Source organism: Anoxybacillus pushchinoensis (genome assembly GCF_900111795.1).
Taxonomy (GTDB): domain Bacteria; phylum Bacillota; class Bacilli; order Bacillales; family Anoxybacillaceae; genus Anoxybacillus; species Anoxybacillus pushchinoensis.
In genome coordinates this window covers 1-13,175 of sequence record NZ_FOJQ01000002.1, presented here as the reverse complement: position 1 = coordinate 13,175, position 13,175 = coordinate 1, and the positions used below count along the sequence as shown (strand labels likewise).

Here is a 13,175-nt window from a genome sequence, read left to right as displayed (position 1 = left end):
GCGAAACAAAAAGCTGCAGAGACAGGGGACTTGAGCGAAGAAGAGTTAGCGAAGAAAAAAGCGGCAGCAGCGGCGAAAGCAAAAGCCGCAGCGCTAGCGAAACAAAAAGCGCTGGAATCAGGCGAATTAAGCGAAGAAGAGTTGGCGAAGAAAAAAGCGGCAGCGGCGGCGAAAGCAAAAGCGGCAGCAGCGGCGAAAGCGAAAGTCGCAGCAGCAGCAAAAGCAAAAAGTGCAGATGTCGCTGAACAAAAAGAGGAAAAACCTTCACCAAATCAGCCATATCTCGACAAATACGTCAAAGTGATTGAACAACATCTCGGAAAAGACGTGTTAGAAAACGCTTACATCAATCGTTTGTCGAAAGACGTACCGACACTCGTTGTGAAAAAAGATACATATTTTAAAGTGGCTGAGTTTTTAAAATATAATGAGCAGCTAAGTTTTGATTATTTATCGGAGTTGCACGGAACGGATTTTCAAACGCATATGGAAGTGTACGTGCACTTGTACTCATATAAAAATCGCCAATCTGTTGCGTTGAAAGTGAAAATTGATCGTGACCATCCGGTGATCGATTCCCTCGTTCCGCTTTGGCCAGGGGCGAATTGGCCAGAGTGCGAAGCGTACGATTTACTTGGCATTCGTTTCGAAGGTCATCCGCAACTCATTCGCATATTTTTAGGGGAGAACTGGGTCGGCTATCCGCTCCGAAAAGATTACGAGCCGTACGATATGGAGGGATAAAATGTGCTTAGAACAGAGGAGATGCTTTTAAACGTCGGACCGCAACATCCGAGCACACACGGCGTGTTTCGTCTCGTGCTAAAAATCGATGGGGAAATTATTAAAGAAGCGACTCCTGTCATCGGTTATCTTCACCGCGGCACCGAAAAAATCGCTGAAAAATTACAATATACACAAATCATTCCGTACACTGACCGCATGGACTATTTATCAGCGATGACGAACAACTACGTTATTTGCCATGCGGTAGAAACAATGATGGGCATTGAAGTGCCGGAGCGGGCCGAATATTTGCGTGTGCTTGCGATGGAACTCGGCCGCATTGCGAGCCACCTCGTTTGGTGGGGGACGTATTTGCTTGACATTGGTGCGGTCAGTCCGTTTTTATATGCGTTTCGCGAGCGAGAAATGATTATTAATCTACTAAATGAATTGTCAGGGGCGCGATTAACGTTTAACTACATGCGTGTTGGCGGTGTGAAATGGGATGCGCCAGACGGATGGATCGATAAAGTGAAGCAGTTTGTTCCGTATATGCGCAAACAGTTGGAAGGATATCATGAACTCGTTACAGGAAACGAAATTTTCCGCAATCGCGTCATCGGAGTCGGAAAGTATACGAAAGAAGAAGCGTTAGCATATTCATTAAGTGGGGTCAATTTGCGTTGTACAGGTGTAAAATGGGATTTACGAAAAGATGAGCCGTATTCTATTTACGACCGATTTGATTTTGACGTGCCTGTTCGTACGGAAGGTGATTGCTTCGCCCGTTATGAATGCCGTCTTGCTGAAATTGAACAATCGCTTCGCATTATTGAACAAGCGTGCGAACAATTCCCACATGAAGGCAACATTATGGCGAAGGTGCCAAAAATCATTAAAGCGCCACCGGGAGAAGCATACGTCCGCATCGAGTCGCCGCGCGGAGAAATTGGGTGCTACATTGCGAGCGACGGGAAAAAAGAGCCGTACCGCTTAAAATTCCGTCGACCGTCATTTTATAATTTGCAAATCCTTCCGAAACTATTAAAAGGGGAAAATATCGCAAATTTAATTGCGATACTTGGCGCGATTGATATCGTGCTTGGGGAGGTCGATGGATGATGATGGAACAACTTTTACAGTCGACGCCGAGCTGGACGAATGTTGCGATATTTTTTGCGATTGGTGTTGGATTGTTGCTCTTTGTATTAGGGTTTGTTACGTACGGCATTTTAGCGGAGAGAAAAGTAATGGGATTTATGCAAGGACGAATCGGTCCGAACCAAGTGGGAGGTCGCTGGGGGTTATTGCAGACGGTTGCAGACGTATTAAAACTATTGTTGAAAGAAGATACGATCCCGAAGGCAGCCGATCGGCCATTGTTCATTTTAGCGCCGGTTATCGCGTTTGCCCCTGCCTTTATGGTACTTGCAGCGTTGCCGTTTACTGATGCGTTGCAATTTGCCGATATTGGCGTTGGCTTGTTGTATTACATCGCGGTATCAGGATTAACGACGGTTGGCGTTGTGACAGGTGCATGGGCGTCCAACAACAAATATGCACTACTTGGAGGCATGCGCGCAGCTGCGCAAATGATTTCATACGAAGTGCCTCTCGTCATGTCGGTCATCGGTGTCATTTTGTTGGCGGGAAGTTTAAACTTAAACGACATTGTTGAGGCGCAAAAAGATGTTTGGTTTATTATCGCGCAGCCGATCGGATTTCTCGTTTTCCTCATCGCCGCTGTGGCAGAGTTAAACCGGACGCCATTTGACTTGCCAGAAGCAGAATCGGAGCTTGTTGCAGGATTCCACGTAGAATATTCTGGCTTCCGTTGGGCGTTTTTCATGCTTGCAGAGTACGTGTACTTTTTTGCGATGGCAGCTTTAACAACTGTTCTTTTCTTAGGAGGATGGCATCCGCTTCCGTTTCTTGACTTCATTCCAGGTGCCGTTTGGTTTGCCTTAAAGTTTAGTCTTGTCGTCTTTTTATTCATTTGGTTTCGCATTACGTTTCCGCGTGTGCGGGCCGATCAATTGATGGAGTTTGGCTGGAAAGTGTTATTGCCTGTTGCACTCGTCAACATTTTTGTAACAGCGCTTGTGAAACAACTATTTTTTTAAATAAAAAGGTGGGTGGGCAGAAATGCTCGGTTTAATGAAAGGATTAGCGTATACGCTGAAAAACTTAACAAAAGAAAAAGTGACGTACGATTATCCGAATGAACCGCTTCCGCTTCCGGATCGCTTTCGCGGCATTCAAAAGTTTTATCCGGAAAAATGTATCGTTTGCAATCAGTGTGCAAACATTTGCCCGACCGACTGTATTCAGCTGACGGGCAAAAAGCATCCGGACCCGACGAAAAAAGGAAAAATTATTGATACGTATGACATTAATTTTGAAATTTGCATTTTATGCGATTTATGTACAGAAGTATGTCCGACCGAGGCGATTGTCATGACGAACAACTTTGAATTAGCGGAATATAGCCGCGATGAATTATTTAAAGATTTAACGTGGCTTGACGAAAACGATACGAACGTGCGGAAGGTGAATAAACCATGAGCGGACAATATCTCGCATTTTTCGTTCTTGCGCTCATTGCGCTAGGCGGCGGCATATTTATGTTAAATTTAAACAAAGTCGTCCATATGGTCGTCGCGCTCGTCTTTACGTTCGTCAGCATCGCCGGCATTTACGTACTTTTATCAGCTGAATTTGTCGCAGCTGTTCAAGTGCTCATTTACTCCGGAGCAATTACGATCATTATGTTATTTGGCATTATGTTGACGCGCCACCAAGATGACGGACAATCGACAGGAAGCCCGCTTCGTAAAGCGCTCGCGTTGCTCGGTACGGTAGCATTCGGTGCGGTTATGTACATCGGCATTCGCACGCTTGATTTCGGTACGGAAGCGGTCGGACTTCATGAAAACAATACGGAACAAATCGGGATCGCCCTTTATTCTAAATACGTCATTCCGTTTGAACTAACATCTGTATTATTGCTCGTTGCTCTCATTGGCGCCGTCATTTTAGCAAAAAAAGATGATAAGGAGGAGGGAGAATGAGCGTACCGTTATCCGCCTATCTCGTATTTGCGCTTTTATTATTTTGCATCGGGCTGTACGGAGCGTTAACAAAACGAAATACGGTGATCGTCCTCATTTGTATTGAGCTCATGTTAAATGCGGTCAACGTAAACTTAGTGGCGTTTAGTAAATATGGGGTGAATCCGGGCATTACAGGGCAACTGTTTTCGCTGTTTACAATTACCGTTGCCGCTGCAGAAGTAGCGGTCGGTTTAGCGATTTTAATTGCGCTATACCGCAACCGTAAAACGATTCATATTGATGAAGTCGATACGATGAAACGATAAAGGATGGGAAACAAAGGGGTTAATATATAAACGCACCTGAAAAAGGGGATGATTGAACGATGATGGAAAACGCATGGCTCATACCGCTTTTTCCGTTCGTATCGTTTGTTGTGCTGCTTGTCGTCGGTAAGCAGTTAAAAGAACGAAGCGCGTATGTAGGGATGTTGTTGACGTTTATTTCGCTCATATATGCGCTCGGAGTGTTGTATGAGCGATGGACGGCGCCAACATACAAACAAGCATACACATGGCTTACGATCGGGAATGTACAATTGACGGTCGGTTTTGAAGTGAATGCGTTAAACGCACTTATGCTCGTTGTTGTGTCGCTTGTTAGTTTTCTCGTACATACGTATGCGAAAGGGTATATGCATGGTGATGAGCGCTTTCCGGTGTTTTATGCATATTTAGGCTTATTTACTTTTGCGATGCTTGGGCTCGTCATATCGCCTAACTTATTGCAAACGTACATGTTTTGGGAGCTTGTCGGTCTCGGCTCGTTCTTATTGATCGGATTTTATTTTTACAAAGAAGAAGCAAAAGCTGCAGCGAAAAAAGCGTTTATTATGACGCGCATCGGGGATGTCGGCTTGCTGATCGGCATGATTTTATTGTTCCTTGAAGTAGGAAGCTTTGAATATGAAGCCATTTTTGCCGCGTTACAAAACGGAAATATATCGACTACAATCATCACGTTAAGCGCCATTCTTATTTTCGTTGGCGCCGTCGGAAAATCAGGTCAATTTCCGCTTCATACGTGGCTTCCGGATGCGATGGAAGGTCCAACGCCTGTATCCGCATTAATTCACGCGGCGACAATGGTTGCGGCTGGGGTATATTTAGTGGCGACGTTGTTCCCGCTTTATGAAGCGAGCGAGACGGCGATGATGACCGTTGCTTACGTCGGTGGATTTACCGCTATTTTTGCAGCTTCCATCGGCTTAGTACAAACAGACATTAAACGTGTGCTCGCGTATTCCACAGTCAGCCAGCTTGGCTACATGATGTTGGCGCTCGGTTCAGCTGGATATGTCGCAGGCATCTTTCATTTGATGACGCATGCATTTTTTAAAGCGCTCCTCTTTTTAGCGGCAGGTAGCGTCATTCATGCGGTGCATACGCAAAACATTGAACAAATGGGCGGATTATGGAAAAAGATGAAATGGACCGCTCCGCTCTTTTTAATCGGAACGTTAGCGATTAGCGGGTTTCCGTTGTTCTCAGGCTTTTTCAGCAAAGACGAAATTTTACTTGCCGCGTGGACGCACGGGCACGTCGGCTTATTTATCGTCGCTGTTATCGCTGCCTTTTTCACAGCGTTTTATATGTTCCGCTTATTTTTCCTTGTATTTGCAGGGGAAGCGCGAACGAACGTCCACGACGTTCACGAATCGCCAATGGTTATGGTGCTTCCGATGATTGTGCTCGGCGTGCTTGCTGTCGTTTCTGGCTACGTCCAAACACCGTGGGGAGCGTTTTTAGGCGAATGGTTGACGGAAGGAACGAACTGGCATGCACATGCGGAAGGACCGAGCTGGATTATGATTGTTGCGACAATCGTTTCATTATGCGGCATTGCGCTCGCATGGCTCATATATGGCAAACAGGCGATCGCTCGCGACTGGCTATCGTCGCGTTTTCCGATGACGTACAACGTGCTTATGAATAAATATTACGTCGACGAGTTTTACGGACTGACTGTCATGCGCGCGACCGCATTCATCAGCTTGTTGTTTGAATACATCGATCGTTTCCTCGTCGAAGGAATAGCTCGGTCGCTTGCAGCAGCTACGCGCGGCATCGGACGAATCGGTTCGCGTCTACAAAACGGTCAAGTACAAATGTATGGCACAGTGACGATCGTTGCTTTAGCAATTCTCGTCGTCATTTTTGCGGTGACAGGGGGGTATTTATAATGCAGCCATACTTTTTATCGCTCTTAATTTTCTCCCCGCTTTTAGGTATACTCGTTCTTTCCTTGATTTCGAAAGAGCAAGAAAAAGCGATTAAATGGCTCGGTGTGTTGGCGACGTTGCCATCGTTATGTTTATCGTTGTTTGCTTTTTGGCAATATCAAAACGGGTATGATATAAGCCAGCTGACAGAAAAGCGTTCATGGATTCGATTTGGCGATTTTCCGTTTTTAAGGGAAACGGATTTTACGGTCGCGTACGAACTGCACGTCGACGGTTTTGCGCTCGTCATGATCGTGCTAACAACTATTTTAGCAACGCTCGCTGCGCTTGCTTCCGTATCCATTCAAAAAGAATGGAAAGGCTATTTTCAACTGTTTTTATTGCTTGAAATCGGCATGCTTGGCGTTTTTGCGGCAAGCAACCTCGTTCTCTTTTTCATCTTTCTCGAATTGACGCTCATTCCGATGTTTTTCTTAATCGGAAAATGGGGCTATTTCGAAAAAGAAAAAGCAGCGTATAGTTATTTAATTTATAACGGGCTCGGTTCAGCTGTTTTGTTAATTGTGATCGCTATTTTGTTCGCCCGCACCGGCACAGCGAATATCGCGGAGTTGCGCCACATATTGACGGACCCGATTGCGCAAATGCAAACCATTTCGCCAATTTCCGACGATCTTCGTTACGGATTGTTTATCGCCTTGCTTGTTGCATTTGGGGTAAAATTGCCGATCGTGCCGCTCCATCGATGGATGTTGCGCGTGCACGTACAAGCGCCGCCGTCTGTCGTCATGCTGCACGCAGGGGTTTTGTTAAAAATTGGTGCTTTTGGTCTCGTTCGTATCGCCCTCGGATTATTTCCCGGGCAATTCCAGCAATTTTCGACATGGCTCATCGTTTTAGGAGTTGTAAATTTATTGTACGGTGCGTTTTTAGCGTTTAGACAAACCGATTTTAAAATGGTGCTCGCTTACTCAAGTGTATCGCATATGGGCATTGTATTGATCGGTCTTGGATCTCTTAACGAAGCGGGAATGCAAGGGGCGATTTTCCAAGCGGTGTCACACGGATTTATCGCGGCGTTCTTATTCTTCTTCGTCGGGGTCATGTACGAGCGGACGCGCACGACGACGCTCGCCCGTTTAGGTGGAATGGCAAAAACGATGCCGTATGCATCAGGATTTATTCTTGCTGGAGCGATGGCTTCGCTCGGCTTGCCGGGGACGTCAGGATTTATTAGCGAGTTTATGGCGTTTGTTGGTGCGTTTCGAGCCGAGCCTTGGCTCGCTGCGATCGGTACGCTCGGCATTATTATGACAGCAGTGTACTTGTTGCGGGCGGTGCTTCGCATAACATTCGGGCAAACAACAGTCACAAACGTTCACGATTTACGTGGTATCGAATGGGTGCCAGCCATTAGTTTACTGTTGTTTATTGTTATTATTGGGGTATATCCGAACGTGTTGGCGATGCCGCTGCAGACGACGATTGAAACGATGATGAACGGGTTAGGGGGTTGATGAGATGGATTTCGAAACATTACTTAGTTATCAATGGGGCGTCATGATGCCGGAATTTATCATTCTCGGCGTGGCGGTTGCGCTCTCGCTCATCGACCTATTTATGCCCGAAGATCGCAACCGGCGCCTGCTTGGGCTGTTCGCTTTCGTTGGCGTCGCCGTTTCGTTCGTATCGTTGCTTGGATTATGGACGACTGGTGTCACATCTATTTTAGATGATACGTTTCGCCTTGATTCGTTTGCGAAATCGTTTAAAGCGTTATTGCTCATCGGTAGTGCGCTCGTGTTACTTCTTGCGATTCATTACGAACCGAATGAGCGCATCGCCTACCGCGGTGAATTTTACTACTTATTTTTAACAGCGCTCCTCGGCGCGATGATGATGGCGTCGAGCGGTGATCTTATTACGCTCTTTGTCGGTCTTGAACTGTTGTCCATTTCTTCTTATATTCTTGTTGCGATTCGGAAAAAACATACGTTAGCGAATGAAGCTGCGCTAAAATACGTCATTACAGGAAGCATCGCAACAGCCATTACGTTGTTCGGAATGAGCTACATATTTGGCTTTACCGGATCGACAAATATAAAAGAAATTGCCCAGCAACTCGCAAGCACGTACGATGAAAACCATCAATACATTTTATCGGTTGCCTTTTTGCTTACGTTTATCGGTTTGTCGTTCAAACTGGCGGCTGCTCCGTTTCATATGTGGGCGCCAGACGTATACCAAGGCGCAACGACGCCAGTTGTCTCCTTTTTAAGCGTCGTGTCGAAAACGGCAGGATTTATCATCGTCTTGCGCCTCATCGTCTCTGTATTTGCGCAAACGCCAGCCGGAAGTTCTGCTTCCATGTTGATGACGCTTGCGCCGTACATCGCTTTTTTAGCAGGAGCAACGATGATTATCGGCAATACGATTGCGCTTCGCCAGCGCAACGTCAAGCGCATGCTTGCATATTCAAGCGTGGCGCATGCCGGGTACGTATTAGTCGCTTTTGCAAGCTTATCGATGTTTATGTTTGAAGCGATTTGGTTTTACTTATTGGCGTATTTGTTTATGACGATCGGAGCATTTGCCATTTTACAAGTCGTTTCCAAACATCACGACGATGAAGATATAAGCGTCTTCGCCGGCTTATATCGCCGCTCGCCGCTTATGGCCATTGCGATGACGATCTTTTTGTTATCGCTTGCGGGCATTCCAGGAACAGCTGGATTTATCGGGAAAATGAATATTTTCCTCGGAGCGTTTATCGTCGAGCCTGCTCATTATGTGCTTGCGTCGATTATGGTGATCACGACGGTCATCTCTTACGTATATTACTTTGGGATTTTCGTCCAAATGTTTTTCCGACCAGTCGAACATACGCACCGATTAGAGTGGCCACCTGGGGTTGTTACGGTTGTCGTTGTTTGTATCATCGGCACCGTCGCTTTAGGGGTGTTTCCAAACATCGCTTACGATTTTCTTGCGCCGTTTCAACATTTTAGCGATTTTCTTCAATAAGACGTATAATGGAAGGGGTTTACCCTTCCATTTTCTTTTGTGAAAGGAGGAATAAGCGTGGAAGTATTCGGACAAGAGGCGTTAATTAGTTTACTTTCTCATTTATTTTTTATTACGGTGACGTGGTGGACGTTACAAGCGGTTCGACTTGAAGTCATTTTCAAACCAAATCGTATCATTCAAGCGCGCGTCTTTTACATTTTAATTACGATTGCCATTGGCTCATTAGTGAGCAACTTCTTTTTAGATTATTTACGCTGGTCGCGTCAGTTGCCATTTTTACTTTAAACGCGAGCGTTGTCGATTTTTTTCACGTATGTTCCCTTCCGATCTGGCAACAATAAAGCTAAGGAGAGGAAGGGGAAAAAAGATGAGAAAAAGATGGTTGGCACTCGTTATTTTTTGTTTGTTATTTAGTGGTTATCGGATGTATGATGGTGAACGTGTCGAAAGAGAAATAACGAAAATAAACGACATGCTCGGCGTATTTGACGCTCATCATATTTACCTCAAACGATGGAACGTCTACGCCAAAGAGCAAGTGCTTACGACAGACCCTCACACATGGATCCAACAATACGTGAGAACATGGTCCTCTTTTCGTTGGACGGTTGAACCGCACAAGATGGTTGGCAAACGTGAAACCTCCGCTTATGTTGAAACGATTCAACTTATCACGGTCGCTCATCATCCAACAGTCCTTGTTTTATACGAAGCAACCGGTTCAACGTGGAATAAACAAATCGAACGCACGCTCGTCCGACAAACGACAAAATTATTCGTAAAACCTACATTTTTCACTTGTATTACAGGGGAATTCGATGGTAAGATGAAAAGTGTTTTGTTTGACAAGGCGGTTCGCTTGCTTTCTTCGTTTCAAGCGCAACCGATTGAATCATTGCGTGAAGAGACATTTGTCTCCCTCTCAGCATATACTGAGCAGTGGAAGACGTCACTTTCTGTCGGACAACAACAAATGAATCTTCAACTGGCGTTACGACAAGACGGATTGGGCGCGCGAACGACCGTTGTCATTGGCACCCCAATCATTACAGCTGAATATTAATATAGAGACTTTGGACGCGGAGGGGAATGCCTTGGAAAAAATCATCGTCCGCGGCGGGAAGCGGTTGAGCGGCACAGTAAAAGTGGAAGGTGCGAAAAATGCTGTGTTGCCTGTCATCGCCGCAACATTATTAGCGAGTGAAGGAAAGAGCGTCATTTACGATGTACCTGAACTCTCCGATGTATATACGATTAGTGAAGTGTTGCGTCATTTACAAGCGGACGTAACGGTTGGTAACAACAACATTGTCGTGGATGCATCTGGAGAGCTAACGATTGAAGCTCCATTTGAATATGTACGAAAAATGCGAGCATCTGTATTAGTGATGGGACCGTTGCTTGCGCGTAAAGGACGCGCGCGCGTGGCGCTACCGGGTGGCTGTGCGATCGGCTCACGACCGATTGACCAACATTTAAAGGGATTTGAAGCGATGGGTGCAACGGTGAAAATCGGCAACGGTTTTATCGACGCAGAAGTGAATGGAAAATTGCGCGGTGCAAAAATTTATTTAGACTTCCCAAGTGTAGGAGCGACAGAAAATATTATGATGGCTGCCGTTTTGGCAGAAGGCACGACCGTCATCGAAAACTGCGCAAAAGAGCCTGAAATTGTCGACTTAGCTAACTTTTTAAACGCGATGGGTGCGAAAGTGCGCGGTGCTGGAACAGGCACGATTCGTATTGACGGTGTCACTACATTATATGGTGCAGAGCATGCGGTTATTCCTGATCGCATTGAAGCAGGAACATTTATGATTGCCGCTGCCATTACAGGCGGAAACGTCCTTGTACAAGGTGCGGTGCCTGAACATTTAACGTCGTTAATCGCAAAACTTGAGGAAATGGGTGTCACGATCGTTGAAGAAGATAGCGGTTTGCGCGTCATTGCGCCAGACAAATTAAAAGCGGTAGACGTCAAAACGATGCCGCATCCCGGCTTTCCAACAGATATGCAATCACAAATGATGGCGCTATTGATGAAAGCAGAAGGCACAAGCATGGTAACAGAAACGGTATTTGAAAACCGCTTTATGCACGTGGAAGAATTTCGCCGTATGAATGCAGATATGAAAATTGAAGGACGTTCCGTTATTATTAACGGCCCATGCAACTTGCAAGGTGCAGAAGTTGCCGCAACTGATTTGCGCGCTGCTGCCGCGCTCATTTTAGCTGGACTTGCGGCGGAAGGGTATACGCGCGTAACCGAACTGAAACATTTAGATCGCGGTTACGTTCGTTTTCATGAAAAATTAGCTGCGTTAGGGGCGGATATTGAACGAGTACGCGAAGATATCGACACAGTGCAACGACAAATGACGGATGTCGGATAATGTAAAAAAACGGCCGTTTGCGAAAAGCTAATGGTCGTTTTTGCATATATGCTTGTCCCCCGGCATAAAGTGTAATAATGACAAAGGGGGGATTGGATTGCGACAATGGATCATTGCAACAACAGCATTATTTACACTTATTTTACTTATTCCAGCGTTAGTCGTTTTAGCATTTGGTGAAAAACAAGAAGCGAACCTTCCTGACCAGCCGATGCCGACTTACGCGCGCGATGAACCGACCGTTGAAGTGGCCGTATACCGAAGTAAAGAAAAGAAAGTCGAGCGCCTTCCGCTTGAACAATATGTCATCGGCGTTGTAGCGGCAGAAATGCCCGCGGAATTTGAAATGGAAGCGCTAAAAGCACAAGCGCTTGCCGCAAGAACGTACATCGTCAAACAGCTTATATATAACAAGCCGATTCAACTGCCAGACGGTGCGAACGTTACCGATACGGTCATGCATCAAGTATATTATAACGACGAGCAATTAAAAGAGCGTTGGGGCATCAGCTACGAGTGGAAAATAAAAAAAATTAAAGAAGCGGTCGAGGCGACGAGAGGGCAAATTTTAACGTACAACAACGAGCCGATCGAAGCGGCATTTTTCTCAACGAGCAACGGCTATACAGAAAACTCAGAGGCGTATTGGCAAAACGCCTTCCCGTACTTAACGAGCGTCGAAAGCCCGTGGGATGAGCGTTCGCCGAAGTTTTACGAACAAGTGACGCTCTCTGTTCGCGAATTTGAACAGCGGCTCGGTGTGACGTTGCCGAAAGACGGCTCTGTCGGCAAAGTGATTGCGCGCACGCCAGGCAAGCGAGTAGCTCTTGTCGACATCAATGGCAAGCAGTTGACCGGCCGTGAAGTGCGCGAAAAGCTGCAGCTAAAATCGACGGACTTTACGTGGACAAGGCAAGGAAACAACATCGTCATTACGACGAAAGGATATGGGCACGGAGTCGGGATGAGTCAATACGGTGCGAACTTTTTAGCGAAACAAGGAAAAACGTATAAAGAGATTGTCAAATATTATTATCAAGGGGTACGCATTCAAGACGTTTCGCTCGTCGCTTCAAAATTTTGAAGAAAATATGCGTCTGCATTCTCGTGACCTTAGTCATGAGTAAGGACGCATAACATATGTTATTTATCATGTGGCTATAAAACCAGATAAAAACTTGATTTTTGCTCATGCACATGTTACCCTGCAATTAGGTGATAATATATGGCACAAATACACTACGGACGAGGTTATGTCTATTCTATTCAATACCATATCGTATGGTGTGTGAAATATAGACGCAAAATATTAACTGGCAAAATAGAACAGTGTTTGGTGGACATATTGCACAAGATTGCTGCAGAAAATGGGTTTGTGATACAAGAAATCAATGGAGATTTAGACCACATACACTTACTCATAGAATGTAGTCCGCAGCATTATATACCAGATATGATTAAGGCATTAAAAGGTGTAAGTGCGAGGTTGTTATTTAAACAATACCCAGAGTTAAAGAAACAACTTTGGGGAGGACATCTTTGGAATCCATCTTATTTTGTCGCAACAGTTAGTGAACATATAGAAGAACAAATAAGAAATTATATTAACTCCCAAAAGGAAAGGTAGGTGAGTTTATCTATGTTAAGGGCATACAAATATCGCTTATATCCTAATGAAGAACAAAAAATACAATTAGCTAAAACATTTGGTTGTGTAAGATTTGTATATAATTA

The 13,175-nt window shown here is 45.4% G+C and carries 15 protein-coding genes; all 15 read left to right on the top strand.

The window, feature by feature from the left end; genetic code table 11:
- Positions 1 to 744: NADH-quinone oxidoreductase subunit C (locus BM213_RS00820; protein WP_091700063.1), on the top strand; the 744-nt coding region annotated here is incomplete at its 5' end.
- Between the two features lie 3 nt (positions 745 to 747).
- Positions 748 to 1,848: an NADH-quinone oxidoreductase subunit D gene (locus BM213_RS00815; protein WP_091700062.1), complete on the top strand. Its 1,101-nt coding sequence runs from the start codon at positions 748 to 750 to the stop codon at positions 1,846 to 1,848.
- Positions 1,848 to 2,849, top strand: coding sequence for an NADH-quinone oxidoreductase subunit NuoH (nuoH, locus tag BM213_RS00810; protein ID WP_091700166.1), 1,002 nt, complete (start codon positions 1,848 to 1,850; stop codon positions 2,847 to 2,849). The genes BM213_RS00815 and nuoH overlap by 1 nt, the downstream gene beginning before the upstream one ends.
- 22 nt (positions 2,850 to 2,871) lie before the next feature.
- Positions 2,872 to 3,291 carry an NADH-quinone oxidoreductase subunit NuoI gene (gene nuoI, locus BM213_RS00805; protein ID WP_003396988.1) on the top strand — a complete coding sequence of 140 codons (420 nt, stop codon included), beginning with the start codon at positions 2,872 to 2,874 and terminating at the stop codon, positions 3,289 to 3,291.
- A complete protein-coding gene (locus tag BM213_RS00800; protein ID WP_091700061.1) occupies positions 3,288 to 3,797 on the top strand; it encodes an NADH-quinone oxidoreductase subunit J in 510 nt (169 codons plus the stop codon). Before nuoI ends, BM213_RS00800 begins: the two co-directional genes overlap by 4 nt.
- Positions 3,794 to 4,105: an NADH-quinone oxidoreductase subunit NuoK gene (gene nuoK, locus BM213_RS00795; protein WP_091700060.1), complete on the top strand. Its 312-nt coding sequence runs from the start codon at positions 3,794 to 3,796 to the stop codon at positions 4,103 to 4,105. Before BM213_RS00800 ends, nuoK begins: the two co-directional genes overlap by 4 nt.
- 59 nt (positions 4,106 to 4,164) lie before the next feature.
- The gene (gene nuoL / locus BM213_RS00790; RefSeq protein WP_091700059.1) at positions 4,165 to 6,021 is read left to right on the top strand and encodes an NADH-quinone oxidoreductase subunit L; all 1,857 of its coding nucleotides are present in this window, start codon (positions 4,165 to 4,167) and stop codon (positions 6,019 to 6,021) included.
- The gene (locus tag BM213_RS00785; RefSeq protein WP_091700058.1) at positions 6,021 to 7,538 is read left to right on the top strand and encodes an NADH-quinone oxidoreductase subunit M; all 1,518 of its coding nucleotides are present in this window, start codon (positions 6,021 to 6,023) and stop codon (positions 7,536 to 7,538) included. Before nuoL ends, BM213_RS00785 begins: the two co-directional genes overlap by 1 nt.
- A 4-nt stretch (positions 7,539 to 7,542) precedes the next feature.
- Complete coding sequence (gene nuoN, locus BM213_RS00780) at positions 7,543 to 9,045, top strand: NADH-quinone oxidoreductase subunit NuoN (protein ID WP_091700057.1); 1,503 nt, start codon at positions 7,543 to 7,545, stop codon at positions 9,043 to 9,045.
- A gap of 57 nt (positions 9,046 to 9,102) precedes the next feature.
- On the top strand, positions 9,103 to 9,333 hold the full coding sequence (locus tag BM213_RS00775; protein WP_164875846.1) for a DUF1146 family protein: 231 nt from the start codon (positions 9,103 to 9,105) through the stop codon (positions 9,331 to 9,333).
- An 82-nt stretch (positions 9,334 to 9,415) separates the two neighbouring features.
- The gene (locus BM213_RS00770; protein WP_091700056.1) at positions 9,416 to 10,111 is read left to right on the top strand and encodes a YwmB family TATA-box binding protein; all 696 of its coding nucleotides are present in this window, start codon (positions 9,416 to 9,418) and stop codon (positions 10,109 to 10,111) included.
- A gap of 31 nt (positions 10,112 to 10,142) precedes the next feature.
- On the top strand, positions 10,143 to 11,441 hold the full coding sequence (gene murA, locus BM213_RS00765; RefSeq protein ID WP_091700055.1) for a UDP-N-acetylglucosamine 1-carboxyvinyltransferase: 1,299 nt from the start codon (positions 10,143 to 10,145) through the stop codon (positions 11,439 to 11,441).
- A 97-nt stretch (positions 11,442 to 11,538) separates the two neighbouring features.
- Positions 11,539 to 12,525, top strand: a complete 987-nt coding sequence (spoIID, locus tag BM213_RS00760; RefSeq protein ID WP_091700054.1) for a stage II sporulation protein D — start codon at positions 11,539 to 11,541, stop codon at positions 12,523 to 12,525.
- A 141-nt stretch (positions 12,526 to 12,666) separates the two neighbouring features.
- The gene (gene tnpA / locus BM213_RS00755; RefSeq protein WP_091700053.1) at positions 12,667 to 13,068 is read left to right on the top strand and encodes an IS200/IS605 family transposase; all 402 of its coding nucleotides are present in this window, start codon (positions 12,667 to 12,669) and stop codon (positions 13,066 to 13,068) included.
- Between the two features lie 12 nt (positions 13,069 to 13,080).
- On the top strand, positions 13,081 to 13,175 hold a 95-nt coding region (locus BM213_RS00750; RefSeq protein ID WP_143091162.1), incomplete at its 3' end, for a helix-turn-helix domain-containing protein.

Excerpts from the sequence above, each read along its gene's own strand:
- nuoH (WP_091700166.1), top strand. The coding sequence starts at position 1,848 with ATGATGGAACAACTTTTACAGTCGACGCCGAGCTGGACGAATGTTGCG.
- nuoI (WP_003396988.1), top strand. The coding sequence starts at position 2,872 with ATGCTCGGTTTAATGAAAGGATTAGCGTATACGCTGAAAAACTTAACA.
- BM213_RS00800 (WP_091700061.1), top strand. The coding sequence starts at position 3,288 with ATGAGCGGACAATATCTCGCATTTTTCGTTCTTGCGCTCATTGCGCTA.
- nuoK (WP_091700060.1), top strand. The coding sequence starts at position 3,794 with ATGAGCGTACCGTTATCCGCCTATCTCGTATTTGCGCTTTTATTATTT.
- nuoL (WP_091700059.1), top strand. The coding sequence starts at position 4,165 with ATGATGGAAAACGCATGGCTCATACCGCTTTTTCCGTTCGTATCGTTT.
- BM213_RS00785 (WP_091700058.1), top strand. The coding sequence starts at position 6,021 with ATGCAGCCATACTTTTTATCGCTCTTAATTTTCTCCCCGCTTTTAGGT.
- nuoN (WP_091700057.1), top strand. The coding sequence starts at position 7,543 with ATGGATTTCGAAACATTACTTAGTTATCAATGGGGCGTCATGATGCCG.
- BM213_RS00770 (WP_091700056.1), top strand. The coding sequence starts at position 9,416 with ATGAGAAAAAGATGGTTGGCACTCGTTATTTTTTGTTTGTTATTTAGT.
- tnpA (WP_091700053.1), top strand. The coding sequence starts at position 12,667 with ATGGCACAAATACACTACGGACGAGGTTATGTCTATTCTATTCAATAC.